The organism is Marinobacter sp. JSM 1782161 (genome assembly GCF_011421605.1).
GTDB lineage: Bacteria > Pseudomonadota > Gammaproteobacteria > Pseudomonadales > Oleiphilaceae > Marinobacter_A > Marinobacter_A bohaiensis.
The window spans coordinates 383,415-409,229 of sequence record NZ_WSSA01000003.1 but is presented as its reverse complement, the minus strand read 5'-3'; the positions used below and the strand labels follow the sequence as shown (position 1 = coordinate 409,229).

Here is a 25,815-nt window from a genome sequence, read left to right as displayed (position 1 = left end):
GGCCGTAGCGCCGGAACCCCGAAGCTACGGCCTGGGCAGGACCGGATCAGGACGCCGGAAACGCCGTCCAGTCGTCCATCCAGGTGGTCTTGGAGACCGGGTTGATGGCGCCCTGGAACGTGGCGGATTCGTCGAAGAATTCGCTTTCCGGCGGGGTTTCCGCGTTCATCTGGCGCGAGGTCATGATCGGCTGGAAAGACGGTGAGGTGATGTCCCGCGCGGCCGGCAGCATGGCGCTTTCCACCCGGAAGCGGTTTTTGGCCTGCGGGGTGTGCGTCCACGCCTGCTCGTCGAAGCCGTAATCGTCATCGGAATCGCCGGACTCGGTGCCGCTCTGACCCAGGTTGCCGGTGTTGGCGACAATGTTGTGGGTGAAGGTCAGGGTGCCGGCGCCGGTCAGTGAGGACACTTCATCCCGCAGGTCGATGGCCTCGATCCCGTAGCTGTCCATGATCATGTTGTGGAAGTGGGCGCCGGAGCCCTCACGAATCACCATGCCCCGGTGTTTCTTGGCGGACAGCCCGCCGCCGACCATGGTGACGTTGTAGAAGGTCGGTTCGGAACGGGGTACGGCGTTGTGGTTGTCGCCGTTGTTGTCACCCTCGAAGCCATTGTCGCCGTCGTCCGGATGCGCCTGGATCACCAGGAACTGGACGCGGCCGGTCCAGCCCCAGTCCCAGTCCAGGCTGTCGTCGCCGGCGCCGGTGATGACGATGTGCTTGAGGTCGGCCTGGCCGCCGAACAGTTCGATGCCGTCGTCCAGTGACCGGTGTACCTGCACGTTCTGGACGATGGTGTTCTGGCCGCATCCGCCCAGGGTCAGGCCGTTCAGCTCGTTGTTCTTGTACACCTCGAAGCCGGCGAACTCGATGCGGGTGTACTCCATCACGCCGCAGCTGTCCTGGCGATCCTCACCGCCGAACAGGCCGCGGGTGTCGCCCTCCGGGATGCCTTCTATCGACGCATTGGGCTGATTGACCGGCGCGTTGCCCAGCAGCACAACGCCGCCCCAGTCACCACGCTTGCGCTTGCCTTCCGCCTGGTTGCTGGAGAACACCACCGGTGCCACGCTGCTGCCACGGGAGAACAGCTTGCTGTCGCGCGTGACGATCAGCGCCGAGCCGCGCTCACCGCGCACGGTGACGCCGCTTTCGATCGTGAGGTTCGCGCCCTGGTCGACGTAGACCTTCTTGTCGAGCACGTAGGTCTTGCCGGACTCCCAGGTGGTGTCGGTGACGATGTCGTCGCTGATGTGCACGGTGCGATTGTCGAAGTGGGTGAAGCCGACCATCGCGGCGCCGGCGGCCGCCACCGGCAGCGCCCAGGCCAGTACCCGGGAGGCGCGGAAGCCGCCTTTCCGGCGCGGTTGGGCCGGGTCCGCCTGGTAGGTCTGGCGGCGCGGTGTGGCCATCAGCGGCTGTCCATCGTCGCTCTGGCGGATTTCGCGGACCAGCGCCTTGAGCTCATCGTCGCCGCCGATGGCGACCCGGTCGAGGATATCCTCACGGTAGGCGGGATCGCGCAGCAGGTTGTTGAGGTGGATGAACTCGACACCCTGGCAGTGTCCCTGGTCCACGGCCCGTTTCAGGCGCCACAGTTTTTCGACAATAAGAGAGGAACTCGCTGACATCTTCACAGCCCTTGTGTCTGGTTGATTCTTGCCGGATTGGGTTAGCCGGAGGAGCTGGCTATTCAGGCGAGGGCATTCGCCTCGTATCAATGCGTTAGAAAACAACAGAAATAGGGCAGGCAGATGAAGCCGCTGTTACAGCGTGATGGATATCACAGGATTTAACATTGCGATGAGGCGGAGAGGGCGGGCGTGTCAGTCGGCGGTCCGCAGATGACGCTCGATGGCGAAAACGTGCGGGTCGATGTCCGCCAGTTCGCGCAGGGCGTCGGCGAGGCGCAGCAGGTACTCGTCGTTGGGCCCGCTGGGTCCGTGCGAGGCGGCGATCTGGAGGGCGATGTCGCGTTCGTCCGCCGGGCCCAGGAACGCGGCGTTATTCGGTGTGGCGATGTACACCAGCCCGTCGGACTGATCGCCGTCGGCGAAGGTCATGGGCGTCATGAAGCGCAGGTAGCCGTTCTTCTCGCGCACGTCCAGGTGGTCGAACACCTCCGGGGCGATGCGGTAGGCCATGCCCTGGCAAACAGCGCCGGCTTCTTCAATCAGCGTGACCACCCGTCCCGGTGCGTCGGGCGTGCCGCGGTGGTCGTGGGAGCCCTGCCAGAAGCGGCGCACCCAACCTTCGATGGACGCCGGGCGACGTTCCAGGTAGGGGAAGTCGGACTTGAAGATCAGCGAGCCGTAGCCGAACAGCCAGACGGATTCGCGATCGTCAAAGCGATGGCGCTGGCGATTGATCTCGATGGTGTTGGCGGTCATTGGATGCGTTGAACTCCCGTGGGTGCGGGCTCAGTCTATCATGGAGGTTTTCGGGGTATGCAAGGCAGGAACCCTGACTTTCAGGAGCGAGGGGCGTCCGGATACGCCATGGTGAACAGGATCGAGAAGGGCGGGTTGCCGGGCAGGTTGGTGGGCTCGGCGACCGATCGCACCCGGAAGCCGAAGCGCCCGAACAGCGCGAACCAGTCGCCCAGCGTGCGGAAGTACCAGGGTGGTGCTTCCCGGAACGCGTCGCTGAACCCGGCCCAGGTACCTTCCCGCCAGCCGCTTTGGTAGCTGCCGGGTTCCAGTGACATCAGCGGGTGCAGGGTCTGGATCACCAGGTGGCCGTCGGGTTTCAGGTGTACGGCGGCAGCGCGCAGCAGTTCGTTCGCGGAGGCGTCCCCCAACAGGGCGAAGTTGCAGACCAGCACGTCCACCTGGAAGCTGTGGGCGTTGGCAAGCTGGGCATAGTTCATGACCTGGTAGCGGCTATTGTCCAACGCCCGGGCCTGCTCCACCAGTTCCGGTGTGGCATCGATGCCGATACCGCGTATCCCGTGGGCGCTCAGGGCACGCACCAGCCAGCCTTCGCCACAGCCGGCATCGAGCACGAGCCGGGGCTGCAACGTCAGGATGGCGTTGACGATGGCCTGGTTGGTGACGGTCTCGCGGCTGGCGATTTCATGCTCACGGACGGCGCGGATCCAGGCGCTGGCGTTGGTTTTCCAGCTGGAGAGAATCCGGGATTCGGGATCGCCGTGGGCCATGGGGATGGGCTTCAGTGATGGCTTGCCGTATCACGGGAGTCGGCACAGCCCGACAGACGGTGGGTGTGCCGCAGGAGCAGGGGCGCGTCCGTCGTGTCGAAGCCCGACTGCTCGGCGATCTCACGCATCTCGCCGCTGGCCTGAAGATGATGCAGGCCGTGATTGAAACGGTTGATGAGCGCCCGGTTGCCGGGCACCAGCCGCGACAGGATCAGATGCAGTTGGGCGGCGTGGAGCACATGCGGATGATAGGTCAGGCGCCGGGCTTCTTCTTCGGAGAACTGTTCTCTCAGCATGTGTCGCCCCACCTCGATGTCGATCGGGAACAGGTCGATGCGCCCCGCCAGCAGTTTGCGGAAGTTGACCCGGTCGGAGGTGGTGACGTCGGTGGTGATCAGACCTTCCGCGTCGGCCCGGGCCAGCGCCCTGCCATAATTGTAGTCCTGAGTCAGGCCGATGCGCAGCCCTTTCAGGTCGTGGATGGTGTCCCACTCGAAGGTGCGGTCGGCGCGGTGGAAGAAAACGTAATGGATCGGCGCGATGGGGTCGCTGAAGTAGAAGTTGATCTCGCGCTCGGGCGAGCAGGACCAGCCGGCTGAACCGTCCCAGTTGCCGTCCCGCGCCAGCTTGAAAGAGCGCGACCAGGGAAAGAAACCCCATTCCACGTCGACCCCTTCCAGCGCGAAGGCGCGTTCCACAACCTGGCTCACCAGCCCGTGGGGTGGTTCTTCGATGAGAAAGGGCGGCCAGTCGCCATTGGTGAGGCGCACCGTCTCGGCCCGGGTAACAGGGCTCAGGGCACCCAGTAACAATCCGGCTGCCAGCAGGGTGCGGAGGGCTCCGCGTGTTCGACGAGGCATGGGTTTGTGGCTTCCTTGCATGAAACGGCTCAATCTGTACCGCTGTTCCAGATAATCACAGCCAGCCGGAAGCCTATCATCTTGCCCGTCCTGGGGCACCTGTCGCTCATTCCGCCTGAGCCTCTTCCCGAGTGGCGACGGCGGGGGTATTCTCAAATCGGGCGATCGCGTTGTGCACCATCCAAAGGATTGACCCAGAAGGATTGACTCAAGAGGCGAGAGACTATGGGCGATGTCCTGCCTTTCCGGCGACCGGAAAAGAAGAAACCACGCAAGGGTTTGTGTCAGCACGATTTCCACAAATGGGTGGTGTGCAAGGAGAAGCAGTTTGACGTTAAATGCGGCAAACTGGTGACCGTCTATCGCTGCGAGCGCTGCGGCCAAGAGAAAACCAGGGCCCAGTAGCACGAACCGGCCTTTGCGGGGCGTCGGCTTGCCGGCCTTGCTGCCTATTCCCCGGGCACGACCGTCAGTGGCTGCGCCGTTGTGACCGGCGGGGCACGGCTTTATACCTTCCCCAATCCCGACGTTGTCCCCCGTCTTCTTTTCATTTCCGGCTTTTCAATGGCCTCTGTCTCTTTTCCCGTCAGCGGTGCCGGTTTGCGCGCACCTCAACGGGGCGAAAACCGGAGTCATCTCGTTGGCAGGTGCAGGAAGAGGGCATGTCCGCATCGTCGACTGACGCCGGCTACGGCACTGTTTTTGCGGGTCTGGACTTGGGTATGCTCCAGCGCGGATGGCAGCGGGATGTCGTCATCCTCATTCGTTACCCCATTCTGCCCGGCCGCCCTGGTTTGCCGGAGCCCAGCAAAAGGATTTGCCATGAAGCGCCTGACCCGTCGCGAGTTTCTCCGCGTCTCCGCCCTCAGTGCCGGAGCGGTGGTTGTATCCACCGGCCTGGCCGGTTGCCTGTCCTCCGGCGGCTCGTCGTCCGATTCCGGGGACGACGGCGGCGATTCGAATGGCAGTGCCGCCTTCCAGCACGGCGTGGCCAGCGGCGATCCGCTACAGGACCGCGTATTGCTGTGGACGCGCGTCACCCCGCTGGAAACCGACGGCGCGGTCAGCGTGGGCTGGGAAGTGGCGACGGATGCGTCCTTCGCCAATCTGGTGCATTCCGGCTCCACCGAAACCAACGCCGGTCGCGATTACACCGTCAAGGTGGACGTGCTCAGCCTGAGTCCGGGCGAAACCTACTACTATCGCTTCAAGTCCCAGGGCTCGACTTCCCTGATCGGTCAGACCCGGACCCTGCCCGAAGGCAGCGTGTCGCAGGTGACCCTGGCGGTGATGTCCTGTGCCAATTACCCGGCCGGTTATTTCAACGTGTACGACGCCGTAGCCCAGGAGAGTGATCTGGATGCGGTGGTTCACTTGGGCGACTACCTCTACGAATACGCCAACGGCCAGTACGGCACGGACGAAGTGCGCCAGATTCCAGACGCTAACGACACCGAGCTGCTGGCGCTGGAAGACTACCGCAGCCGCTACGCCCTCTACCGCACCGACAGCAACCTGCAGGTGCTGCACGCGCAGGTGCCCTTCATCGCCGTGTGGGACGACCACGAGGTGGCCAACGACGCCTGGGAAAGCGGCGCCCAGAATCACCAGGGGTCGGAAGGCGACTACAGCGAGCGCAAGCTGGCGGCCCTGCAGGCCTACTTCGAATGGATGCCGGTGCGCCCGGCCAGCGAGGACGACGAAGAGACCATTTACCGCAGCTTCGCGTTCGGCGACCTGGTCAGCCTGTACATGCTCGACACCCGCCTGATCGCGCGGGACGAACAGCTCGACTACGACGATTACATGAGCGGCGACATCATCGACCGCGAGGCGGTCAACACCGCTCGCAGGAACACCAACCGGGAAATGCTGGGTGCCGAACAGTTGGCCTGGCTCAGCAACCAGGTCCAGACCTCGACCGCCACCTGGCAGGTGTTGGGGCAGCAGGTGCTGATGGGGCGGATGCTGTTCCCGGAAGAGGTGATCGTGTCGTATCAGAACGGGGATTCGGCGGCGGTGATCTCGCAGCTGACGGAGCTGTTGGTGCTCAAGGAAATCGAGAACAGCGGCGGGTCGCTCACTACCGATCAGCAGGCCCGTCTGGACAACACCTTGCCCTACAACCTCGACGCCTGGGACGGCTACGTCTGGGAGCGCGACGAGATCTTCCAGTTGATGGCCGACAACGGCAAGAACCTGGTGGTGCTGGCCGGTGATACCCACAACGCCTGGGCCAACAACCTGACCCTGGACGATCCGGACGGCGATGTGGTGGGTGTGGAATTCGCTACCGCCTCGGTGAGCTCGCCGGGGCTGGAATATTACCTGGGGCTGTCGGCGAGCGAGGCCGCCACCGCCGCCCAGGGGCTGGAGACGCTGATCGACGGCCTCGAATACGCCAACGTCAGCCAGCGCGGCTACCTGCGGGTGACGTTTACCGCCACCGAAGCCCGTGCCGACTGGCGTTTTGTCAGCACGGCCACCGACACCAGCTACAGCCTGGACAGCGACAGTGCCTACGCCCGGAGGACCGTGGCCGGGGCGCCGGGTCTGACGTCCGTCTGAGCCGGGATTCCCGGACGCCCGTTATTCGACGGTGATGGTGATCCGCTCGGAAACCACCGGCGGCTCGTGGGGAATGTGCGTCTGGTCCCCCATAATCAGTTGCAGGGTGTGTTCGCCCGGTGGCAGCTCCAGCTCCGTCTGGGTCTGGCCGCCACCGAAATGGCGATGATGGTCGTCGGATGGAATCGGCTGGCCGGCGGGCGGCAGCTCGTCCACGTCCACCAGCAGGTGATGGTGGCCGGTTTTCGCCATATCGATGCCGGCCGGCGCGACGCCCATGCCTTCCAGGCCAAAGCGCACGGTAACCGGCGAGCTGACTGTGTCGCCATCACTCGGCGTGATGAAATAGACTGACGCGCCGTCCGGGGCCGGGGTGGCCGCGAGGGCGGAGCCAGCGCTAAAGGCCAGCGCCGCCGCCAGGACGGCATTCGGTAGCTGTCGCATATCTCAGTCTCCCTGCTTTGAAACATCGAAAAACCGCTTTCTTACCGTATCAGCATAGGTAGCGTAACGGCGGGCGAACAGGTCGATTTTCTGCACAGGCAGCGGCTTGGCATTCTGTGCAATCAGTTCGTGTGGTCGATATTTGAACAGTGATATAGTGAGCCATCACAACAACATTCAAGGATGACGTCATGTCCCGCCTGTTTGCCATCCTGCTCCTGGTTCTCGCCCAACCCGCCGTCGCCACGGTGATGCAGTACGACTACCGCTTCCACTACAAGGACATCAGCCTCTGCCCGCCGGATTGCAGTGCGCCCACCGGGCTGGGCATCGGCTCCCTGCTGCTCGATACCGACACCGGCGAGCTGTCGCACCTGCTGTTGGTGAGCGACGACTTCGCCGTCGACTGGTGGGGCAGTGCGCTGTTCACCCAGCGGGACGGGCGCAGCGTGGATGGCGGCGAGCTGGCCAGCTACGGTGTGGACATCAGTCCGGCGTCGGGCCAGTCCATCGGCCTGTACCTCGACCTGTTCTTCGTGCCCGACGGCGGGCAGCCCCTGGCCTACCTGGAAAACGTGGTGGAGGAAGCCAACGGGTTCCAGCAGGGGGAGACAAACTGGTTCTTCTGGGGGCAATATAGCGTCAGTAGAGTCGCAACCGTCCCCGAACCGGGCGCGCTGGCGTTGTTCGGTTTGGGCCTGACGGCCATCAGTCTGGTCGTTGGTCTTCGTCGCCGGAGTCGCTCATGCAGCTCGTGATTGGCAACAAGAATTACTCGTCCTGGTCCCTGCGCCCCTGGCTGCTGATGGCGGCGTTCGGGCTGGAGTTCGAGGAAATCCAGGAATCCCTGGTGCAGGATGGTCTCAAGGTCCGGCTGGGGCGCTACTCGCCCACCTGCCGCGTGCCGGTGTTGCTGGACGGCCGGCTGACCATCTGGGATTCCCTGGCCATCTGCGAATACGTGTCGGAAACCTATCTCGACGGCCGTGGCTGGCCCTCCGACCCGGCGGCCCGGGCCCACGCCCGCTCGGTGGTGGCGGAAATGCACTCGGGCTTCGGTGCGCTGCGCGCGGAAATGCCCATGAATTGCCGCGCCCGTCGGCTGATCGAGCTGTCGGAAGCGGCCCGGGCCGACATTGACCGCATTGACGCCCTCTGGACCGACTGCACCACCCGCTACGGCGAGGATGGGCCCTGGCTGTTTGGTGACTTCTCCATCGCCGACTGCTTCTACGCGCCGGTGGCCTGGCGCTTCCTCACCTACGGCACGCCCCTATCCGACGGAGCCCAGCAGTACGCCGCGCGCCTGCGCCATCATGAGTGCATGGAGCGCTGGTTGTCCGCGGCCCTCACCGAAACCGAAGTGGTGCCCGAAGACGAGGCGGGACGGGATCTGACCTGATCTCGCCGGTCACGGGCACTCGATCTCGCCGGCCCGGGAAAAACGCTCGCCGATGGCGGCGCGCATGCGCTCGGGATCCAGGTATTCCGCAGGCAGGGGCGCGAGTAGGTAAACCGCGTCGCCCCGGGTGAGATCGCCTTCCTCAAATGCCGGTCGGGCCGGATCGTCCACCCGGATCGGCGACAGCACGCGAATAGCCAGCTCCGGGGCGCGGGCCTGCAGCAGGGCCACGGTGCCCAGCCTGTCGGCGCTGTGGAAGTCGCCGGTGATGTGCAGCACCTGGGCGCCGGGGTTGGCTTCCAGCGCGTCGAGGATGCGTGAGGCCATGGTGTTGTCCCGCAGCAACTGGGCCTGGTAGCGGTTTTCCAGCGCATTGTCGTCAGCGTGACCGTGGCCGCCCAGGGCCTCGAAGAAACGCCGGCGGTAGGCGGCATCGCCGCGGAACGGGTCGTCCGGCAGCAGGGCGCGGGTGGCGTCATCGAGCCGTTGCAGGGCGTCCGGCCCCCGGCGTCCCACGCAGCGCACGGCGGTTGCCGGCGCGTTGGCCGCCACCACCGGCCGCTCCAGGTTCGCGGCGAAGGTCACCAGAGGCCGGTAGCCGGCACGGTAATTGTCCCAGGCGTCGGCATCCTCAATCATTTCCGCTTCGCCCAGGTCGCCGGCCAGGTAACGGTCCAGTGCGTCCTGGTGGTCGGCGTTGAAGGGCTCCAGGCTCAGGATCTGGTCCGGCCGTTCGTTGAAAAGCGCCATCTGCATGCGCGCTTCCAGCAGGTGGGCGCCGTTGTGGCCGTGGAATTCGCCGATCACCACCACATCCGCCTGCTTCCAGCGCCGGGCCAGTTGCTCCACGGCGATCGGCTGGCCGTCGCTATACAGCAGCGGCGTGTTGAGGATGGAGTGCATGGGCGGAATGTGGCTCTCCGCCGGCGCGGCGGGTTCGGGCTGGGGCTGGCTGGCGCAGCCGGCCAGGAGCGTCAGGGCACCGGCAATGAGTGGTTTTGGGAGCGGCATCGCTTTCCTCGGGCATGGGCGGACGGCACAATGCAACTGACCTTAGCACAGGGTGGCCGGATGCACCCTTCCAGGGGGCCGCTTTCATCAGGGCGCGCTGGATACTCGTTGTCAGGGAGATGACATGGGGACTGAATCAACCGAATCACCGATCGCGTTCGAGCTGGACGCCGACATGGCGTCGCGACTGACCGCGTCGCTGACACTGGTGGCGCCGGCGTTCCGCCATCAGGCCAGACGCTGGCACCGGATGAGCCGGGATCTCGACCGCCTGCTGGCCAACACCCAGGCGTCGTCACCGCGTGATCTGTGTACCGCCCTGGGCAACCGGATCGCCATCCAGCGACCGGTGGTCGAGCGCCAGTCAACCTGGTGGGGGCGCTGCATCAACCGGCTGACGGCGGATCACATCGATCGTATCGAACTGGTCGGGCGTGAGCTGCTCACCGTCATGGTACTGCTCGGCTACCCGCCGGATCCGGCCATTGATCCCGTCAAACCCTACCTGCTGGACCTCGACGTGGCCGAAGCGCTGCACGACGCGCTGCAGCGCTGGCTTGAGGGTCGTCGCGACATCCACTGAGCCATACAACCTTGCCGTTCCGTAAGGGCACGATCGACCGGGAACCGGGTCTAAACACCGTCTGGTTAACAACTGACCTGAGTCAACCTGTGCCGTAAGGCCTATAGTTAAATACAGGCTCATTGATGAGCGAGGAATGGCTATGTCTGAACGCAAGGCGTTCCTGGCGGACCTGCGCCAGGACCTCAAGAACCGGATCGACAAGTATTCCGCCCACCAGCATCGGGACCATGGCCCCCTGGAAGCGGACTTCGCCGAGCAGGCCGTGCAGCGCCAGAACGACGAAGTCGTGGACGGGCTCGACCACGAGGCCCGGGAAGAGCTGCGCCAGGTGGAGCGTGCCCTCAATCGCATCGCCGAAGGCGAGGGTGACATCTGCGAATACTGCGGCGAATACATCAATCCCGAGCGCCTGAAGATCCTGCCCCAGACCACCGTCTGCGTGGACTGCGCCGAGCAACGATCCCACTGAGCCTCTCTGTCACGTGATGGCTTGACCCTGAAGTGGTTACAGGGTTTGTAATGCCGGAAAACGTTCACAAGGAGTTCGGCGGTATGTCTCACGCTCACCATCACGGGCACGCGCATCATGGCCACAGTCATGGTCACGCTCATGCCCACGGGGTCAGCTATAACCGGGCCTTTGCCATTGGCATTGTGCTCAATACGGTGTTCGTGGTGGTGGAGGCGGTTTACGGTGTCCTGGCGGACTCCATGGCGCTGCTGGCCGACGCGGGCCACAACCTGAGCGATGTGCTGGGCCTGGTGCTGGCCTGGGGCGCGGCCTGGCTGGCCCAGCGGGAGGCCACCAAGTGGCGCACCTACGGCATGAAGAAGACCACTATCCTGGCGGCGCTGGTCAACGCGCTGGTGCTGATGGTGGCCATCGGCGGCATTGCCTGGGAATCCATCCGCCGTTTCGCCGAACCCTCCGAAGTGGCCGGTATGACGGTCATCGTCGTGGCCCTGATCGGGGTGGTGATCAATGCCGCCACCATGATGCTGTTCATGGCGGGGCAGAAGGACGACCTCAATATCCGCGGCGCTTTCCTGCACATGGCGGCCGACGCCGGGGTGTCCCTCGGGGTCGCCGTCGCCGGGCTGGCGATCCTCTGGACGGGCCAGACCTGGATCGATCCGGTGGTCAGTCTGGCCATCGTGGTGGTGATCCTGATCGGCACCTGGGGCTTGCTCAAGGAATCCCTCAACCTGAGCCTGGACGCCGTACCGGCTGGTATCGACCCGGACGAGGTGCGCGAGATGCTGCAGGACCTGCCCGGCGTGGAAGGCGTGCATCACGTGCACATCTGGGGCATGAGCACCACCGAAAACGCGCTGACGGCGCACCTGGTCAAGCCCGATCCGGCCTCCGACGACGCTCTGCTGGAAAAGCTGGAACATCGGCTACGGCACGACTTCAACATCAGCCACGTGACCATTCAGTGGGAGCGGGATCGGGATACCTGTCCCGTGGCGGGGCAATGTTAATTCGGGACGGGGCCGCCCGCAGCAGGTGGGCGATGACGAACCGACACGGCCCGGCGGCGCTCGTCCTGGCGCTGGCCACACTGTGGTCGTCCGGACCGGCCGCGGAGGTGTTCCGCTGGGTCGACCGGGACGGTGCGATCCACTTCGGCGACGAGGTGCCCGCCGCCTATAAAGAGACGGCGCGCCCGGTGGCTGTGGACGCCGCCAGGCCGTCCGAGCGGGCGCGCCTGGAAGCCGGGCAGCGGGCCGAGAACCAGCGCCAGGCGGCGAAAAACGCGCAACGGTGGCGGCAGGCCCGCGAGCCGGGCCAATCGGGTGACAGGGCCGCATCGTCCCGGTCCGCCGACGCGTCCGACAATCGGCCCTACGAAATTCCTGAAGCGCCCCTGGAAGGCCGTATCCGCGTGATTTATGAGTAGGCGGTTGCGTTCAGCAAAGTCTTCCCGACTCCCGGCACCGCCATGTGCCATTGTTGTGGGACTGTTTCGCATCGACGGATGAGGTCACGCCATGAACCCAAGAATGAGCATGGTCACCCTCGGGGTGGCCGACCTGAAGCGTTCCATCGCCTTCTATCGCGACGGGCTGGGCTTCCCACAACTGGAGTCGCCGCCCGAAGTCGCTTTCTTTACCCTCAACGGCACCTGGCTGGGGCTCTACGGGCGGGAAGCGCTGGCCGACGACGTCGGGATTCCCAACAGCCCGCCGGCCGGATTCCCCGGGTTCACCATCGCCCACAATCTTGCCTCCGAAGCCGAAGTGGATCGGGTCATGGCCGAGGCCGTGGCGGCCGGTGCCACCCGGATCAAATCGCCGCAGAAGGTGTTCTGGGGTGGCTACTCCGGCTATTTCTCCGATCCGGACGGCTACCTCTGGGAACTGGCCTACAACCCGTTTGCGTGGGTCGGGCCGGCGGATCCGGAGTGACGAGGGGATCGCGGCCGCCCTTCGGGCGGCTCGGAAACTAAAGTTTCCGCTACATTGGCGGTGCTGGTTTCGAGCTTGGGAATCTCCCGCACCCTGTAGCAGAAACTTTGGTTTCTGAGGCGCCGCCAGGTGCCCGGAAAAAGCCCCGCCGAGGCACAAACGCCCCATTGGATGCTGCTGCCCCAAAGCACAGGACAGGAGTTGGTTCCGACCGCCCTTTGGCCGGATCGGAAACTGAAGTTTCCGCTACATTGGCGATGCTGGTTTCGAGCTTCGGGGCCTCCCGCACCCTGTAGCAGAAACTTTAGTTTCTGAGGCGCCGCCAGGTGCCCGGAAAAACCCCGCCGAGGCACAAAAGCCCATTGGATGACGCTGATCAAATGCACAGGCCAGGAATTGGTTCCGGCCGCCCTGTGGCCGGCTTGGAAACTAAAGTTTCCGCTACATTAAGCGGTGCTCTGTTGAGGCATTCAGGCACCCCTGATAACCGCTTATCCGATTGATTATCTATCCAAAAATTACGTTGCTTTCAAATTTAATCAAATGATTATAAAATCCGTTTGATCAATTGATTAAACGGGCGAATGGGGCATGCAAACCGACAGCAAGGCATCGATGGGAAGCAGGGCGCGGGCCGCGCGCTTTTGGGGCGTGGCGGTTCTGATCGGGGTATTGGGCGGCTGCACGTCGTCGGCCGGGGAGCAGGCGGACGAGACCCCGCCGCGGGTGGTGGACAGCACCCGGGTGATGCCGGCCAACGGCTCGACGGAAGTGACCCTGTCCGGACGCATCACGGCGGCGGAGCAGACGTCCCTGAGTTTCGAGATCTCCGGCGAGATCGAGAGCCTGGCGGTGGATGTCGGCGACAGCTTCGCGGCCGGCGATACCCTGGCGGTGCTGGACGACGCCCGTTACCAGTTGGAGTACCAGCGCTCCGTCGCCGCCGAGCGCGAAGCCAAGGCCACGCAGGATGAGGCCAAACTGGCCTACGACCGCCAGAACAGCCTGCGCGAGAAGGGCTACACCAGCCAGTCCCAGCTCGACAGCGCCCGGGCGTCTCTGGACGCGGCCCGCTCGCGCTACGAATCGGCCATGGCCTCACGCCGCCTGGCTGAACGCGACCTGCGTCTGACCGCCCTCAAGGCGCCGTTCACCGGCTCGGTCAGCCAGCGCCGGGTGGAGCCTTCGGAACGGGTCAGCCCCAACCAGACCATCCTCGATGTGATCTCCGACCGCGATGGCTTCGAAGTGGACACCAGCGTGCCGGAAACCCTGATCGGCCGGCTCCATGACGGTGAACCCCAGCAGGTGCATATCCCGGCACTGGGCGACGAGCGCATCCCGGCGCGCATCAAGCACATCGGCACCCAGCCGCAGTCGTCCAACAACTACCCGGTGGTGCTGACCCTGCCGCAGCCGCTGGACGGACTGCGCTCAGGCATGACCGCCCAGGTTCACCTCAAACTGGCCAACGGCGAAGCGGAAGACGCCACTCTGGTGCGCATCCCGCTGACGGCGCTGGTCTACGACGGCGACGAGCAGGCCCACGTGCTGCGCATCGGCGCGGACTGCACCCTGGAGCGGGTGGACGTGGCCATCGCCCACGTGGATGAGCGCATTGCATCGGTCACCGGCGCGCTGCAAGCGGGCCAGCGTATCGTCGCGCGCGGGGCGGAGTTCGTCTCGCCGGGCGAGACCGTGGACCTGATGGGGCAGGGCCCCGAGCGGTACAACTGAGGTGGCCATGAACCTGTCGCAACTGGCCTTCCGTTTCCGCCCGGTCCTCTACCTCACTACCGCCATCGCGATTCTCTACGGCGTGGTCAGCTACTTCGCGCTGCCCACCCGGGAAGATCCGGAGATCACCATCCGCCAGGCGGTGATCAGTACGTCCTACCCGGGGCTGACCGCCGAGCAGGTGGAAGAGAACATCACCAAGCCGCTGGAGGCCAGCGTGCGCAAGGTTGGGGAAGTGGAGAAGATCCGCTCCACCTCCATGCGCGGGCGCTCGCTGATCCACGTGGAAATCCAGGACCGCTTTTTCAACCTCGACCAGATCTGGGACGAGGTGCGCGAGCAGATCGACGCGGCCCAGTCCGAGCTGCCCGAAGGCACCGGCACGCCGGTGCTCAATGACGACTACGGCGATGTGGCCGTGGTCACCGCGGCACTGACCTCAGACGCGTTCAGCCAGGCCGAGCAGATGGAAATGGCGGAACACATCCGCACCGCCATCTACGGCATCGAGGGCACCGAGAAGGTGGAGCTGCTGGGGGAGCAGCCCCAGCGCGTCTTCATCGACCTGCCGGAAACCCGCATGGCGGAACTGGGCCTGACGCCCAACGAGCTGGCGGGTCAGCTCCAGTCCCGCAACGTGATGCCGCCCGCCGGTGTGATCGAGTCCGGCGAGCAGCGATTCGCCCTGCAGGTGTCCGGCGAGTATTCCGACATCGACGCCCTGCGCAACGCCGAGATCCAGCTTCCTGATGGCGGCACGATGCGCCTGGGCGACCTGGGCCACGTCAATCGCGGCTACGTCGATCCGGTGGAACAGCCCGCCTATTTCAACGGCAAGCGGGCCATCGTGTTGGCCATTTCCATGCTCGACGGCTACAGCGTGCTGGACTATGGCCACGCGGTGAAAGACACCCTGCACAAGGTCCGGCAGACCCTGCCGGCGGGCTACGACCTGCAGATCATGACCTTCCAGGCGGACCAGGTGGCCAACGCGGTCTACGGCGTCACCTCCAGCGTGATCCAGACCCTGGTGATCGTGCTGGCGGTGGTGATCCTGTTCCTTGGCGTTCGCACGGGGCTGATCGTCGGTTCCATCATTCCGGCGGTGATGCTGGTGACCCTGGCCATCATGGGCTTCATGGACATGACCCTGCAGCGCATGAGCCTGGCCACGCTGGTGATCGCCCTGGGGCTGCTGGTGGACAACGCCATTGTCATCGCCGAGGACTTCAAGACCCGCCTGGAAAACGGCGCCAGCCGCGACGAGGCCCTCAAACAGACCGGCGGCGAACTGGCGGTGCCGCTGCTGTCCTCCACGCTGACCACCATCCTCGTGTTCCTGCCGCTGATGCTGGCGGAGCACGTGTCCGGCGAGTACACCCGCTCGATCTCCATCGTCATCGCCATCTCCCTGCTGACCAGCTGGTTCCTGTCCCTGACGCTGACGCCGGTGCTGTGCCACCGCTTCCTCAAGCTGCCGGAACAGGACGCGGCCAGGCGTCGTGGCCCGGGGGCTTCGAAAGAGGGGGCATCGAAAGAGGACGCGTCGAAAGAGAGTGCGTCGGAAGAGAGCCTGTCGGACCGCCTGTTCCGCTTCATGGCCAGCCGCTACGAGTCGCTGCTGCGCCGGGTCCTGCGTCACCGCCCGCTGTTCCTGGGAATCATGGTGCTGGCGCTGATCGGCGGCGTCGGCCTGATGCAGGTGGTGCCCAAGAAGTTCTTCCCGGATTCCGACCGCACCCAGGTGCTGGTCTACCTCGACTTCCCGTCGGACATCGCCCCGTCCGAAGCGGACCGGCGCATCCAGGCGATCAGCGGTGCGCTCAACGACGACCAGGCCCTGCACGAGGACGTCTCCAGCGTTGCCGCCTACGCCGGTTTCGGCGGGCCGCGCTTCGTGCTGTCGCTGACGCCCATCGACCCGGCACCGAACAAGGGCTTCCTGGTGCTGAACGTGAGCGATCGCGACCGGGTGGACGCGGTGATGGCCGAAACCCGCACCGTGCTGAACCGGGACTTCCCCGACGTCTACCCGCAGATCACCAAGATGTTCCTCGGGCCGTCCGACTCCAACCTGCTGGAGATCCAGGTGAAAGGGCCGGACCGGGAAGTGCTGTTCGGCGCCGCCCAGCAGGTGGAGCAGGCCCTCAAGGATCTGCCCGGTTCGCGCGACGTGCGCCAGAGCTGGGAGGCGCGGATTCCCACGCTGAACATCCAGGTGGATCAGGCCCAGGCGCGCAGTGCCGGGGTGACGTCGGAGGACATTGCCCGTTCCCTGCGCGGCGCCATCGACGGCTACCACCTGAGCAACTACCGGGAAGGGGACAACATCATCCCCATCATGCTGCGTTACGAGGAGGCCGAGCGTTCCAGCCTGCAGCGGCTCAAGTCGCTGACCGTCTACCCGCTGGAGAACCCGGGGCAGGGCGTGCCGCTCAACCAAGTAGCGCAGGTGCACATCGGCAACGGCTATTACCGCATAGACCGCGAGAACCTGGTGCGCACTATCACCATCGAGGGCCGCAACGCCGGGCTCACCGCCGAGGACATGATGCCCCGGATCCAGCCGGCGCTGGACCGCATCGAGGCGGACCTGCCGCCCGGGCACTGGATCGAGTTCGACGGCGTGGTGACCCAGTCCGCCGAGGGTAAGGCGGCGCTCCAGGCCTACCTGCCCATGTGCCTCGGGGTGATCTTCATCCTGCTGGTGGCCCAGTTCAATTCCTTCAAGCGGCCGCTGCTGATCGTCACCACCATCCCGCTGGTGATCGTCGGCGTGGCGCTGGGGCTGATGCTGATGCGCGCCAACTTCGGCTTCATGGTGCTGCTGGGCATATACAGCCTGGCGGGGATCATCATCAACAACGCCATCGTGCTGATCGACCGCATCGACATCGACCGGCGCGACCCGGCGCTGGACATGACCGAGGCGGTGATCCAGGCGTCCGTGCGCCGCCTGCGGCCGATCCTCATGGCGACGGTGACCACCATTCTCGGCTTCCTGCCGCTGATCGTCGGCCGCGACGCGCTGTTCTACGGCATGGCCAGCGCCATGGCCTGTGGGCTGGCGTTGGGCACCGTGATGAGCCTGGGCGTGGTGCCGGTGCTCTACACCTACTTTTTCCGGGGCGAATCGGAGAAGATGGGCGCCGCGACACCCGAGAATGCCTGACCATGGATCCGAAGCTGTGACTGAAAAAACGCGACTGGAAGACGAGACCGCCGGCAAGCTGATCCTGGCGGGGATGGACCTGTTCGGCCAGTTCGGCTTCAAGGGCACCACCACGCGCATGATCGCCGAGGCGGCCCAGTCCAACATCGGCTCCATCGCCTACTACTTCGGCAACAAACAGGGGCTCTACCTGGCCATCGCCCGCCACATCGCCCGGCGCCTGCGGGCGGTGTTCGAGCTGGAGGGCATGGAGGTCAGCCATGCGGATGTCGGTAACATCGACTCCGACGCCGCCCGCGAGCTGATCAGCGGCCTGGTGCGGCGCATGGTGCGCCTGTTCAGCCAGGAGGAGGAAGCGCGCCGCTGGCTGATGATGGTGATGCGCGAACAGGCCAATCCCACCGACGCCTACGATATTCTCTATCAGGAAGCCTTCCTGCTGGGGCACGTCCACCTGACCACGCTGATCGCCGTGCTCATGGGGCGCGACCCCACCGAAACCCGCGTGATCCTCGAAGCTCACACGCTGGTGGGGCAGATCGTTTTCTTCCTGGTCGGCCGCACACCGCTACTGCGACGCCTAGACTGCGGCGACCGCTTCCCGCCAGAGCTGGTGGACATGGCGGAAGAGGTAGTGCTGGCCCACGTAGCGGCGCTGGAAAAGCGGGCGGAGTAAACAGGCTGATCGAGGATTCATCGTCCGGTCGCCTGGCGGCGCCTCAGAAACTGAAGTGTCTGGTACAGGGAGAGCGGGCTGTCTGTCGTCTGGCGTTAGCACCATCCATGTAGCGGAAACTTCAGTTTCCGAGCCGCCCGGCCGGGCGGCCAGGGGCTCACTCTGGCGTGAGCCCCTACCCAACCATCCACTGGCTCACGTCGCCTGCGGCGCGTCCTTCGCCCGCAACCGCGCCAGCACCGCCTTGGCATCGTGCTTCCCGGTGTCGATCCCGGCTTTCTTCAGCTTGCGGTCCAACTGGCTGCCGAGTTCCTCTTCGGCCAGCTCCTGCAGGCTGTCGTTCACGTCCGCCGTGCGTTCCTGCTGGGCCTTGATGCGATCCACCGAGGCGGCCAGGTCGCTCATGTGGGTGTGCAGGCCGGCCGTGTGGCTGCCCAGTTCCTTGAGCACCTTCTCTGCGTTGCGGTTGGCTTTGGCCAGGCTCAGCTCGCGCTTGTAATGCTGCAGGGTGCGGCCGGCGTCCTGCAGGCGCTTGCGCAGGGTTTTCTCCTGCGCCGCCAGATAATCGGCGTGGCGGCGCTGTTCGGCCAGCAGGTTCTCGTCCTCGGCGATGCGTTCGGCCAGTTCCGTGGCCAGAGACTCCTCGCCCAGTTCCAGCGCGTGCCGGGCCTGACCCTCGCGCTCGGTGATGGTCTCCGCCAGGCGCTCGTTGCTGCGTTGCAGTTGTTTGGATTCCGCCATCAGCCCGGCCAGCTCGCGCTTGGCGCCGACCATGGCGTCTTCGGTTTCCCGCAGCTCCTGCGCCAGGATGCGCAGGGCGTTGGCGTCCACCAGTTTCTCTACCGGCTCGTGGGCCGAGGCGCGGAACAGGGTGCCGACTTTTCTCCAGAGCATCATGACGTTACTCCCCGTACTCTTTCAGGATCTGCTGAGCCCGGGCTTCCGACAGCCGGTTGTGGATGCGCTGGCTCTCGTGCTCGTCGCGCATGGTCTTGGACAGGGTGATGGTGGTGCTCACCAGGAACAGCGCGCAGATCGCCATGTAGCCTTTCACCAACAGGTCCGTTGGGGTAAAGACGATGCCTACGCCGGTGGCCACCAGCGCGATGGCGAAGGACGCCTTTACGAAAAACAGCCAGCCGGTGGAGTTACTGCTCAGTTCGTTATCCATGTGTGCCTCCAGTATTCGGTTCTTCTTGGGTCTGCGGCATCGGTGCCGCGTTAGAGTCCACTCTGGTGACAGGCGGGCAGGGCAACCAGCAAAAGCCAAAAAGTAGCGTCTACGTCGATGGTGGGTATTGCAGGGCGATACGTTGCTTTAAACTGGGGGCTTCGCCGGAGCGATTGCCGGGCGCCGCGACAGCCAGGCAGCAACAGAGAGATGAGAGACGGAACCTCATGGCCCAGACCACCGCCATTGTCGACGCCCTCAAGGGCGCCCTGAAGGAACACGGCCTGACCTACCAGCAGGTCGCCGACGCCCTCGACCTGTCGGAAGCCAGCGTCAAGCGCCTGTTCGCCGAGCGCCAGTTTTCCCTCAAGCGGCTGGACCAGATCTGCGCGCTACTGGGCCTGGAGATCAGCGACCTGATGCGCCGCCTGGAGCCGGAAACCCGCATCGACCGCCTGACCCGCGAGCAGGAGCAGGAACTGGTGTCCGACATCCCGTTGCTGCTGGTGGCGATCTGCGCGCTGAACCGCTGGCACTTCGAGGACATCCTGGCCGCCTACACCCTCAGTGAGCACCAGGTGATCGGCCGGCTGGCGCAGCTGGACCGCATGGGCTTGATCGATCTGCTGCCGGGCAACCGCATCAAGCCGCTGATCAGCCATGATTTCCAGTGGCAGCGCAACGGGCCGATCCAGACCTATTTCGAGGAGCAGGTGCAGGGAGATTTCTTCCAGTGCCGCTTCAACCGGCCCGGGGAACTGCGCCTGTTCCTCAACGGCATGCTCTCGCCGCGCTCGAACGACGTCATGCAGCAGAAACTCCGACGTTTGGCGCTGGACTTTCGCAACTGTCATCGGGAAGATTTATCCCTGCCGCTGGATCAGCGCTACGGCGTCAGCCTGATCCTGGCGATGCGTCCCTGGGAGGTGGCGGCGTTCCGACACTACCGCCGCCCCGAGGCGCAGAAAGTTTATCCGGGGCATCCGGCACGCTGAGAACCGCTTGCGCATTGGGGCGGTTTTCCGATTCCATGCGTGCCGACGAACGGCGCCCCTCACTCACGCGGTTCGAGATCGACGAACCCACACTGACCCAAAACGGAGACGACCCCATGCGATTGCTCATCGCCCTGATGATGATGGTGTACGCCGGACTGACCCTGGCAGCGGACGACGACTGCGAAAACCCATTGACCACCATGGACATGACCCGCTGCGCTTCCATGGAGCTGGAATCGGCCAACGAGGAAATGAAGCAATACCTGCAGGCGGCTCTGGACCGCTACGACGAAGCACCGTCCAACCACCGCCTGATCAACGCCGCCCAGGAAACCTGGGACGAATACCGCACCAAGCACTGCGATTCCCTGTTTCACGTCTGGAGCGATTCCACCCTGGGTAGTGTGAAATTTGCGCAATGTAAAACGCGCCTGACCCGCGCCCGGACCCACGAAATCTGGCGTTCCTTCCTCACCAGGGACGACGACTCCGAACCGGTTTTGCCAGAGCCTCAATGACCTACCTCAAGCGCGCCGGGGCGGCCTAAAATGACATATCGATAAGCCGATTCCAGGCGGCGCCTGCGTTATCCTGAGCGCCAACATTTCGAGTGCTTCTGGATCATCCCGTGAGTCGTTTTCGTTCCCTTTTTACACTGCTGGCATTGGCGGCAGTCCTGACGGTTTTCGGCTGCTCCCAGAGCAAGCCGAACGTCGACCTGTCCCTTTCCGACAAACAGCTGGACTGGGTCGCCAGCAAAATCTTCCAGAACGAGTGTTCCGGCGAGGTGGACTGCCTGGTGCACTGGAACGAGGGCGAGGCCTTCCCGTCCCTCGGCATCGGGCATTTCATCTGGTACCCCAAGGGCGTGGACGAGCCCTACGCCGAGAGTTTCCCGGCGCTGGTCAAGTTCATGAAGGCCGAGTCCGTCGACATGCCCGACTGGCTCGCCAAGATGAGCCCGCTGGACGCGCCCTGGCCGGACCGGGACAGCTTCCTCAACCAGCAGAGCGGACCGCAGATCGAGTTCCTGCGCTGGTTCCTGGACGAGACCAAGCACGTCCAGGCCGAGTTCATGTACAGCCGCGCTCAGGAATCCCTGTCGAAAATCCTCGACGCCACCCCCGAAGACCAGCGCGACGCCATGCGCCAGCGCATCGACAACCTGCGTAACACCGCCGGCGGCGTCTACGCCCTGATCGACTACGTCAACTTCAAGGGCGAGGGCCTGAAGGCCTCCGAGGCCTACGACGGCCAGGGCTGGGGCTTGCGCCAGGTGCTTGAACACATGGGTGAAATCGACAAACGCACCGCGCTGGCCCGCTTCCGCCAGGCCGCCGCCGACGTACTGACCCAGCGTGCCGAAAACGCGCCCCGGGCCATCGAGCGCGACAAGTGGCTGGCCGGCTGGCTCAACCGCGTGGAGACCTACAAGGAAGTGGGGCCGAGCCCGGGGTAGGGCGCAGCGTTCGATACCAGCACGCCTCCGACCAGGGTTGGCTGAGGCGTCTCGGAGCAAGCCTTGAGTCGCCTCAGACTTCGGTCGGCTTGAGTTTTCCGTGAGCGTCGGCGCAAGATAAGGGCCGAATTCAACGCGGTGCAGGACGCGCCAAACACGGAGAACAACAATGACGCGAGTGATTGCCTTCGGAGAAGCCCTCATCGACATGCTGGCCCGCCCGGGCGACGACGGCCAGCGCACCTTCCTGGAACAGGCCGGCGGTGCCCCCGCCAACGTCGCCGTCGGCGTCGCCAAACTGGGCGGCCAGGCCTGCTTTATGGGGCAGGTGGGCAAGGACATGTTCGGTGACATGCTCGTGCGTACCATGGCCGACTACGGCGTCGACACCCACGCCCTGCACCAGACTGCCGCCGGCATGACCGCGCTGGCCTTCGTCAGCCTCGACGCCGACGGCGAACGCAGCTTCGCCTTCTACCGCGATGGCAGCGCCGACCTGCTGTACCGCATCGAACACGTCCCCGACGGCTTGTTCGACACCCCCGCCATCTTCCACTGCTGCTCCAACACCCTGACCGACCCGGAAATCGCCGACACCACCCTGGCCCTCATGCAACAGGCCCGGGACGCCGGCTGCCTGGTCAGCTTCGACGTCAACTACCGCCACAACCTCTGGCCCAAGACCGCCACACCCGCCGACACCATCGCCGACGCCATGGCCCTGGCCCACGTCGTCAAACTCAGCCGCGAAGAGCTGGAGGCCCTCTACGGCGATGAACAGACCACCGTCACCCGCCTGCTCGACGACGGCGCCCAGCTCGTCCTCGTCACCGACGGCGGCAACCCCCTCAACGTTTACTGGCCCGGCGGCGCCACCGATATCGCCCCCGTCCCCGCCGACATGACCGACAGCACCGCCGCCGGCGACGCCTTCGTGGCCGGCCTGCTGCACCGGCTGGCGGAGCAGGGCATCACCCGCGAAACCCTGACCGGCTGGATCGCCAACAAGGCCCAACTGGAAAAAGACCTCCAGTTCGCCTGCCGCTGCGGCGCCGTGGCCGTATCCCGCTACGGGGCGTTCGACGCCCTGCCGACGGCGGGTGATCTCTGATTTAACACGACCTGTCGCAATCCCCCGGTTTGTAAAAGCTTGTCAGACGCGGTGGTGCCGCCGCGCTGGATCGCTAGACTCGAAGAAAAGGTGCCCAAGCGGGCGCCTCACTGGCGGTGGGATGTCGCTGGGGCTGCGGTGTGATCAGGGATGAGAGGTTGCCTTTCTGTTTTCTGCGTTTTCCTTCCTGATCGTTCTGGTGGTGAGTCCGAGCCTTCCCGTGTTTGCCGGTGCGGTTGTTTGTACAGGTATATGGAAATCATGGAATGCGGAAGTCGCGATATTGCATGGGGTATCTGTGCGAAAGGCCTAAAGTGCTGATTAAAATAGGTTTTTGTTGTTGGTGCGGGCCGTCGCCCCGGTTGTTATCTGGAACGCACGATTATTTGATATTGCGGAGCGCGGTCTAATTACTGTTATAGCAGAATTTACCGATGATTTTTTTCATTCCAAAACGAGACATATCGGCGGCGGATATTGCCCAAATCAGAAAGCTCTGTGGAAGCTCAATTTCTGATATCAAACAGGCATCACAACTACGAAAGGCTCTCGTAGAGATTGAGCCATTCACGACCAATTGGGATGCAGAGAAGTTTTATCTCGCCAAACTCTATCGGCTGTTAGTCGGGCAAGCGCCTGTTCCCTTCGAGATCCTAGAAGGTGATTCTATTGAAGATGCAGAGTTTCTATCTTCGGAGGTGTATTACTCACGCTTGGCTACTTTTCGAGAAATTGAGCTTGAGCAGCAGCGACTGACTGATTTAGAAATGGGGTATATTCGCTCTGATGAGGAGTTTCGGCCGCATGATCAGGATTGGCTATAACAAGGCATTGCAGTTCGTTCCGGCCCTTTGGGCCTCCACCGGACGCGCTAAAGTCGCGCGCCGCTGAATTTCGCGTTATGGGTGCAAATTGAGTTGAGAATGAAGCATCTGGCTGTATACATCGGGATAGCAGCGTTTTGTGCTGTGACTATTTGGATGCTGTTTTTTAGTCGTCCAGGTGAGGCTTTTCTTGTAACGCACGTTGGTGGCCCTGCATGGGCCGGGGTTCTGATGCTGGTTGCAGGGGTAGGGTTTTTCGCCTCGTATGTTTTCCAGAAAGCAACGTTTGCAAAGCCGTTCCTGTTCATTTGCCAACATTTTTCTTCGCCATCTAGTGACAAAATGGCTTTGTTCTATGGAGTGCTGCTGAGTATTTCTGGTAGCGCCGTGGTTATTAATGCTCTATCGAGCTCGGCGGTATGACGGGCTATTTCGTTGGGACCCATAACCAGTCATTCCAGTTCGTTCCGGCCCGAGAGGGCCTCCACCGGACGGCCTTTTCTCCGCTTCGCTACGTAAAGGCCGCCGCTGAATATTGGCGTTAAGCAGGGGTGCTATGAAACGAGATGAGTTTGAAGTCTATAAGCCCCGACACCTCCGTCTTGAGGAGCATCTGCCAAAGTCTGATGACGCGACTTTGATCACGCTTAAAGGCCATCTACTTGTCGAAGAAATCCTGGAGGAAATAATCCTCCATTATTGTCGAGCTCCAGAAGTGCTCTCTGGAGTTGAGATCGCATACTTTCTGAAACTTCGACTTGCACAGGCTCTGATCGGTCCAAAGGGCGCCCCCGACTTTGTATGGGAAATGGCCGGTGCACTGAATTCTCTTCGAAACGAGCTTTCTCATAAGCTCGATAGCCCCAAGGTAGCAGGCAAACTTGATCGCTTCATAGGGATCTATCGAAGTCGTTATGGTCGGGACACCAAAATGGATAAAGCTTCCGAATTGAGGGTGGCGATCGGATTCATTTTGGGGGCACTAACTTTTATTGAAACTAAGGTAAAAACAGGAAGAATGCCTCCGGCCCTGGACGAAGGTGATGTTTAACAATTCGCTGTTGCCGGACAATTTTTCCACCGCTGCGCGGCTCCAAAATTGCCGCAAAGCTCCGCGTTATAGCAAAATACACAGGCAAGGGTTTTCATGGCATTACAGGAAGTAAGACCAGCAAAGTTTAAATATCAACCGGTCCGTTTCTCACATATTGCAATGGATCCTGCCGAACCAGCAGTACTGTCAGCAGACCCTTGGTCGTATTTGCATGGGTTTCTTCTCGAAAAGATATCTCATTCGGCTGGTAATAACAGGACCTGCTATACGAGGGCAAAATACTTCTCCGCTCTGGCAGAGGATTTTTATAGGGCCGCCGAGTCAGTGGATATGCCTGCCAAAGGTACATTAATCTACTACGGAATGATGAATTTGGTGAAGGCTTTTTTGGCGACTAACAAGGTACCGTTGGAAGAGGTCGTTGAGCACCATGGCGTCACCAATACACATGGACGCCAATACTCTCTCACTATTCAAGGAAAGATGCGGGACTGCACGAATATTTTCTCTGAATTCGCAAAGTTAATGGGAACTCCTGTTAAGGGAAAGCATGAAATAAATTTGCGTCATGTTTTTTATTATATTCCTGAGCTCCATGGTATTGCTAGAAGTTCGGGATTCTTTAAAAAGCCAAAATACCTTCCAGTTCAAATTGATTTTTGCGTTAATGATACTGCGACGTACCTGCTAACAGAGGTGTCATTTAGTAAAGGGCAACAAAATATCGTCGATACCTCTAAGTTTTTAAAAGGCAAGCGAAAAGAATATTTTCTTGATTCATACGAGAGCAATGGTTCAGTAATCTACCGAAGCAAACGGCGAAAACGTGTAAATAATGATAACTGGCCAAGAGTCTACAGAAATATTCTAAAAGAATATTCAGAGCTAGGTTTTTCTTCCATTTTAACGAGAAATGGATATAGATATTACTGCTCGCTGCAAGAGGGAACCTACCATCACCTATGTAACTCCTATCTGATGCTGTTTTACCTAGGGCATACCGCTCGTTATCGGCCGAGTGAGATTCAGAAGTTAATGGATGGTGAATTGCGGCCGATGGCAACTGAAGCTGTTGCAGTAATACCAAAACAATTTCTGTATCAGTTGGTGAGTTTGATTACAGGAAAACTCTGTGTTATTCCATTCTCCAGTATATAGCTATAACAAGTGG

Annotated in this window: 28 protein-coding genes; 20 read left to right on the top strand and 8 right to left on the bottom strand. The window is 62.7% G+C overall.

The window, feature by feature from the left end:
* Positions 1-46: 46 nt before the first annotated feature.
* From GQB00_RS14700 to GQB00_RS14685, 4 genes are all read right to left on the bottom strand, one after another.
* Positions 47-1,630, bottom strand: coding sequence for a hypothetical protein (locus GQB00_RS14700; RefSeq protein WP_165856888.1), 1,584 nt, complete (start codon positions 1,628-1,630; stop codon positions 47-49).
* Positions 1,631-1,825: 195 nt separating this feature from the next.
* The gene (locus tag GQB00_RS14695) at positions 1,826-2,389 is read right to left on the bottom strand and encodes a gamma-glutamylcyclotransferase (RefSeq protein ID WP_165856887.1); all 564 of its coding nucleotides are present in this window, start codon (positions 2,387-2,389) and stop codon (positions 1,826-1,828) included.
* Between the two features lie 80 nt (positions 2,390-2,469).
* Positions 2,470-3,159 (bottom strand): class I SAM-dependent methyltransferase, encoded by a 690-nt coding sequence (locus tag GQB00_RS14690; RefSeq protein WP_165856886.1) that lies wholly within the window; start codon positions 3,157-3,159, stop codon positions 2,470-2,472.
* Positions 3,160-3,170: 11 nt separating this feature from the next.
* On the bottom strand, positions 3,171-4,019 hold the full coding sequence (locus tag GQB00_RS14685) for a substrate-binding periplasmic protein (RefSeq protein ID WP_165856885.1): 849 nt from the start codon (positions 4,017-4,019) through the stop codon (positions 3,171-3,173).
* 225 nt (positions 4,020-4,244) lie between these two features.
* Here GQB00_RS14685 and GQB00_RS14680 point away from each other — a divergent pair, with 225 nt between their 5' ends.
* Together GQB00_RS14680 and GQB00_RS14675 are read left to right on the top strand one after the other, a co-directional pair.
* Positions 4,245-4,424, top strand: a complete 180-nt coding sequence (locus GQB00_RS14680) for a hypothetical protein (RefSeq protein WP_111497605.1) — start codon at positions 4,245-4,247, stop codon at positions 4,422-4,424.
* Positions 4,425-4,841: 417 nt separating this feature from the next.
* The gene (locus GQB00_RS14675) at positions 4,842-6,587 is read left to right on the top strand and encodes an alkaline phosphatase D family protein (protein WP_165856884.1); all 1,746 of its coding nucleotides are present in this window, start codon (positions 4,842-4,844) and stop codon (positions 6,585-6,587) included.
* 21 nt (positions 6,588-6,608) lie between these two features.
* Here GQB00_RS14675 and GQB00_RS14670 read toward each other — a convergent pair whose 3' ends face one another.
* The gene (locus tag GQB00_RS14670) at positions 6,609-7,031 is read right to left on the bottom strand and encodes a DUF4399 domain-containing protein (RefSeq protein WP_111497607.1); all 423 of its coding nucleotides are present in this window, start codon (positions 7,029-7,031) and stop codon (positions 6,609-6,611) included.
* A 191-nt stretch (positions 7,032-7,222) separates the two neighbouring features.
* Between GQB00_RS14670 and GQB00_RS14665 the strand changes: the two genes are divergently transcribed.
* Together GQB00_RS14665 and GQB00_RS14660 are read left to right on the top strand one after the other, a co-directional pair.
* Complete coding sequence (locus GQB00_RS14665) at positions 7,223-7,789, top strand: PEP-CTERM sorting domain-containing protein (protein ID WP_165856883.1); 567 nt, start codon at positions 7,223-7,225, stop codon at positions 7,787-7,789.
* Positions 7,777-8,433 carry a glutathione S-transferase family protein gene (locus GQB00_RS14660; protein WP_111497609.1) on the top strand — a complete coding sequence of 219 codons (657 nt, stop codon included), beginning with the start codon at positions 7,777-7,779 and terminating at the stop codon, positions 8,431-8,433. The genes GQB00_RS14665 and GQB00_RS14660 overlap by 13 nt, the downstream gene beginning before the upstream one ends.
* Positions 8,434-8,442: 9 nt before the next feature.
* Here GQB00_RS14660 and GQB00_RS14655 read toward each other — a convergent pair whose 3' ends face one another.
* A complete protein-coding gene (locus GQB00_RS14655) occupies positions 8,443-9,444 on the bottom strand; it encodes a ChaN family lipoprotein (RefSeq protein WP_207950802.1) in 1,002 nt (333 codons plus the stop codon).
* Positions 9,445-9,568: 124 nt separating this feature from the next.
* Here GQB00_RS14655 and GQB00_RS14650 point away from each other — a divergent pair, with 124 nt between their 5' ends.
* The 8 genes from GQB00_RS14650 to GQB00_RS14615 all read left to right on the top strand — a co-directional run bounded on the left by GQB00_RS14650 (position 9,569) and on the right by GQB00_RS14615 (position 18,027).
* Complete coding sequence (locus GQB00_RS14650; protein ID WP_165856882.1) at positions 9,569-10,027, top strand: hypothetical protein; 459 nt, start codon at positions 9,569-9,571, stop codon at positions 10,025-10,027.
* Between the two features lie 142 nt (positions 10,028-10,169).
* Entirely contained in the window at positions 10,170-10,499 is a 330-nt protein-coding gene (locus tag GQB00_RS14645) for a TraR/DksA family transcriptional regulator (protein WP_111497611.1), read from the top strand.
* A gap of 83 nt (positions 10,500-10,582) precedes the next feature.
* Positions 10,583-11,515 (top strand): cation diffusion facilitator family transporter, encoded by a 933-nt coding sequence (locus tag GQB00_RS14640; protein ID WP_111497612.1) that lies wholly within the window; start codon positions 10,583-10,585, stop codon positions 11,513-11,515.
* A gap of 32 nt (positions 11,516-11,547) precedes the next feature.
* A complete protein-coding gene (locus tag GQB00_RS14635; protein ID WP_165856881.1) occupies positions 11,548-11,934 on the top strand; it encodes a DUF4124 domain-containing protein in 387 nt (128 codons plus the stop codon).
* Positions 11,935-12,025: 91 nt separating this feature from the next.
* The gene (locus tag GQB00_RS14630) at positions 12,026-12,442 is read left to right on the top strand and encodes a VOC family protein (RefSeq protein ID WP_111497614.1); all 417 of its coding nucleotides are present in this window, start codon (positions 12,026-12,028) and stop codon (positions 12,440-12,442) included.
* 591 nt (positions 12,443-13,033) lie between these two features.
* Positions 13,034-14,179: an efflux RND transporter periplasmic adaptor subunit gene (locus GQB00_RS14625; protein WP_228276818.1), complete on the top strand. Its 1,146-nt coding sequence runs from the start codon at positions 13,034-13,036 to the stop codon at positions 14,177-14,179.
* A gap of 7 nt (positions 14,180-14,186) precedes the next feature.
* Positions 14,187-17,351 (top strand): efflux RND transporter permease subunit, encoded by a 3,165-nt coding sequence (locus GQB00_RS14620; RefSeq protein ID WP_165856880.1) that lies wholly within the window; start codon positions 14,187-14,189, stop codon positions 17,349-17,351.
* Positions 17,352-17,367: 16 nt separating this feature from the next.
* The gene (locus tag GQB00_RS14615) at positions 17,368-18,027 is read left to right on the top strand and encodes a CerR family C-terminal domain-containing protein (RefSeq protein WP_323127293.1); all 660 of its coding nucleotides are present in this window, start codon (positions 17,368-17,370) and stop codon (positions 18,025-18,027) included.
* A gap of 195 nt (positions 18,028-18,222) precedes the next feature.
* On the opposite strand, the gene GQB00_RS14610 is transcribed toward GQB00_RS14615, so the two are convergent.
* Positions 18,223-18,924 (bottom strand): PspA/IM30 family protein, encoded by a 702-nt coding sequence (locus tag GQB00_RS14610; RefSeq protein ID WP_165856878.1) that lies wholly within the window; start codon positions 18,922-18,924, stop codon positions 18,223-18,225.
* 4 nt (positions 18,925-18,928) lie between these two features.
* Positions 18,929-19,198 (bottom strand): YiaA/YiaB family inner membrane protein, encoded by a 270-nt coding sequence (locus GQB00_RS14605; RefSeq protein ID WP_111497618.1) that lies wholly within the window; start codon positions 19,196-19,198, stop codon positions 18,929-18,931.
* A gap of 227 nt (positions 19,199-19,425) precedes the next feature.
* Between GQB00_RS14605 and GQB00_RS14600 the strand changes: the two genes are divergently transcribed.
* The 8 genes from GQB00_RS14600 to GQB00_RS14565 all read left to right on the top strand — a co-directional run bounded on the left by GQB00_RS14600 (position 19,426) and on the right by GQB00_RS14565 (position 25,802).
* Complete coding sequence (locus GQB00_RS14600; protein ID WP_111497619.1) at positions 19,426-20,193, top strand: helix-turn-helix domain-containing protein; 768 nt, start codon at positions 19,426-19,428, stop codon at positions 20,191-20,193.
* A gap of 116 nt (positions 20,194-20,309) precedes the next feature.
* Entirely contained in the window at positions 20,310-20,714 is a 405-nt protein-coding gene (locus GQB00_RS14595; protein ID WP_165856877.1) for a lysozyme inhibitor LprI family protein, read from the top strand.
* Positions 20,715-20,824: 110 nt separating this feature from the next.
* The gene (locus GQB00_RS14590) at positions 20,825-21,655 is read left to right on the top strand and encodes a hypothetical protein (RefSeq protein ID WP_207950801.1); all 831 of its coding nucleotides are present in this window, start codon (positions 20,825-20,827) and stop codon (positions 21,653-21,655) included.
* A gap of 169 nt (positions 21,656-21,824) precedes the next feature.
* Positions 21,825-22,766 (top strand): carbohydrate kinase family protein, encoded by a 942-nt coding sequence (locus tag GQB00_RS14585; RefSeq protein ID WP_165856876.1) that lies wholly within the window; start codon positions 21,825-21,827, stop codon positions 22,764-22,766.
* Between the two features lie 434 nt (positions 22,767-23,200).
* Positions 23,201-23,590 carry a hypothetical protein gene (locus GQB00_RS14580; RefSeq protein WP_165856875.1) on the top strand — a complete coding sequence of 130 codons (390 nt, stop codon included), beginning with the start codon at positions 23,201-23,203 and terminating at the stop codon, positions 23,588-23,590.
* Positions 23,591-23,689: 99 nt separating this feature from the next.
* Entirely contained in the window at positions 23,690-24,013 is a 324-nt protein-coding gene (locus tag GQB00_RS14575; protein WP_165856874.1) for a hypothetical protein, read from the top strand.
* 133 nt (positions 24,014-24,146) lie between these two features.
* On the top strand, positions 24,147-24,641 hold the full coding sequence (locus GQB00_RS14570) for a hypothetical protein (RefSeq protein ID WP_165856873.1): 495 nt from the start codon (positions 24,147-24,149) through the stop codon (positions 24,639-24,641).
* A gap of 96 nt (positions 24,642-24,737) precedes the next feature.
* Positions 24,738-25,802 (top strand): YaaC family protein, encoded by a 1,065-nt coding sequence (locus GQB00_RS14565; RefSeq protein ID WP_165856872.1) that lies wholly within the window; start codon positions 24,738-24,740, stop codon positions 25,800-25,802.
* The last annotated feature ends 13 nt before the right edge of the window (positions 25,803-25,815 follow it).

Bases quoted from the DNA above. Each gene is read 5' to 3' on its own strand.
- GQB00_RS14700 (WP_165856888.1), bottom strand. From the start codon at position 1,630: ATGTCAGCGAGTTCCTCTCTTATTGTCGAAAAACTGTGGCGCCTGAAA.
- GQB00_RS14695 (WP_165856887.1), bottom strand. From the start codon at position 2,389: ATGACCGCCAACACCATCGAGATCAATCGCCAGCGCCATCGCTTTGAC.
- GQB00_RS14690 (WP_165856886.1), bottom strand. From the start codon at position 3,159: ATGGCCCACGGCGATCCCGAATCCCGGATTCTCTCCAGCTGGAAAACC.
- GQB00_RS14685 (WP_165856885.1), bottom strand. From the start codon at position 4,019: ATGCCTCGTCGAACACGCGGAGCCCTCCGCACCCTGCTGGCAGCCGGA.
- GQB00_RS14680 (WP_111497605.1), top strand. From the start codon at position 4,245: ATGGGCGATGTCCTGCCTTTCCGGCGACCGGAAAAGAAGAAACCACGC.
- GQB00_RS14675 (WP_165856884.1), top strand. From the start codon at position 4,842: ATGAAGCGCCTGACCCGTCGCGAGTTTCTCCGCGTCTCCGCCCTCAGT.
- GQB00_RS14670 (WP_111497607.1), bottom strand. From the start codon at position 7,031: ATGCGACAGCTACCGAATGCCGTCCTGGCGGCGGCGCTGGCCTTTAGC.
- GQB00_RS14665 (WP_165856883.1), top strand. From the start codon at position 7,223: ATGTCCCGCCTGTTTGCCATCCTGCTCCTGGTTCTCGCCCAACCCGCC.
- GQB00_RS14660 (WP_111497609.1), top strand. From the start codon at position 7,777: ATGCAGCTCGTGATTGGCAACAAGAATTACTCGTCCTGGTCCCTGCGC.
- GQB00_RS14655 (WP_207950802.1), bottom strand. From the start codon at position 9,444: ATGCCGCTCCCAAAACCACTCATTGCCGGTGCCCTGACGCTCCTGGCC.
- GQB00_RS14650 (WP_165856882.1), top strand. From the start codon at position 9,569: ATGGGGACTGAATCAACCGAATCACCGATCGCGTTCGAGCTGGACGCC.
- GQB00_RS14645 (WP_111497611.1), top strand. From the start codon at position 10,170: ATGTCTGAACGCAAGGCGTTCCTGGCGGACCTGCGCCAGGACCTCAAG.
- GQB00_RS14640 (WP_111497612.1), top strand. From the start codon at position 10,583: ATGTCTCACGCTCACCATCACGGGCACGCGCATCATGGCCACAGTCAT.
- GQB00_RS14635 (WP_165856881.1), top strand. From the start codon at position 11,548: ATGACGAACCGACACGGCCCGGCGGCGCTCGTCCTGGCGCTGGCCACA.
- GQB00_RS14630 (WP_111497614.1), top strand. From the start codon at position 12,026: ATGAACCCAAGAATGAGCATGGTCACCCTCGGGGTGGCCGACCTGAAG.
- GQB00_RS14625 (WP_228276818.1), top strand. From the start codon at position 13,034: ATGCAAACCGACAGCAAGGCATCGATGGGAAGCAGGGCGCGGGCCGCG.
- GQB00_RS14620 (WP_165856880.1), top strand. From the start codon at position 14,187: ATGAACCTGTCGCAACTGGCCTTCCGTTTCCGCCCGGTCCTCTACCTC.
- GQB00_RS14610 (WP_165856878.1), bottom strand. From the start codon at position 18,924: ATGATGCTCTGGAGAAAAGTCGGCACCCTGTTCCGCGCCTCGGCCCAC.
- GQB00_RS14605 (WP_111497618.1), bottom strand. From the start codon at position 19,198: ATGGATAACGAACTGAGCAGTAACTCCACCGGCTGGCTGTTTTTCGTA.
- GQB00_RS14600 (WP_111497619.1), top strand. From the start codon at position 19,426: ATGGCCCAGACCACCGCCATTGTCGACGCCCTCAAGGGCGCCCTGAAG.
- GQB00_RS14595 (WP_165856877.1), top strand. From the start codon at position 20,310: ATGCGATTGCTCATCGCCCTGATGATGATGGTGTACGCCGGACTGACC.
- GQB00_RS14585 (WP_165856876.1), top strand. From the start codon at position 21,825: ATGACGCGAGTGATTGCCTTCGGAGAAGCCCTCATCGACATGCTGGCC.
- GQB00_RS14580 (WP_165856875.1), top strand. From the start codon at position 23,201: ATGATTTTTTTCATTCCAAAACGAGACATATCGGCGGCGGATATTGCC.
- GQB00_RS14575 (WP_165856874.1), top strand. From the start codon at position 23,690: ATGAAGCATCTGGCTGTATACATCGGGATAGCAGCGTTTTGTGCTGTG.
- GQB00_RS14570 (WP_165856873.1), top strand. From the start codon at position 24,147: ATGAAACGAGATGAGTTTGAAGTCTATAAGCCCCGACACCTCCGTCTT.
- GQB00_RS14565 (WP_165856872.1), top strand. From the start codon at position 24,738: ATGGCATTACAGGAAGTAAGACCAGCAAAGTTTAAATATCAACCGGTC.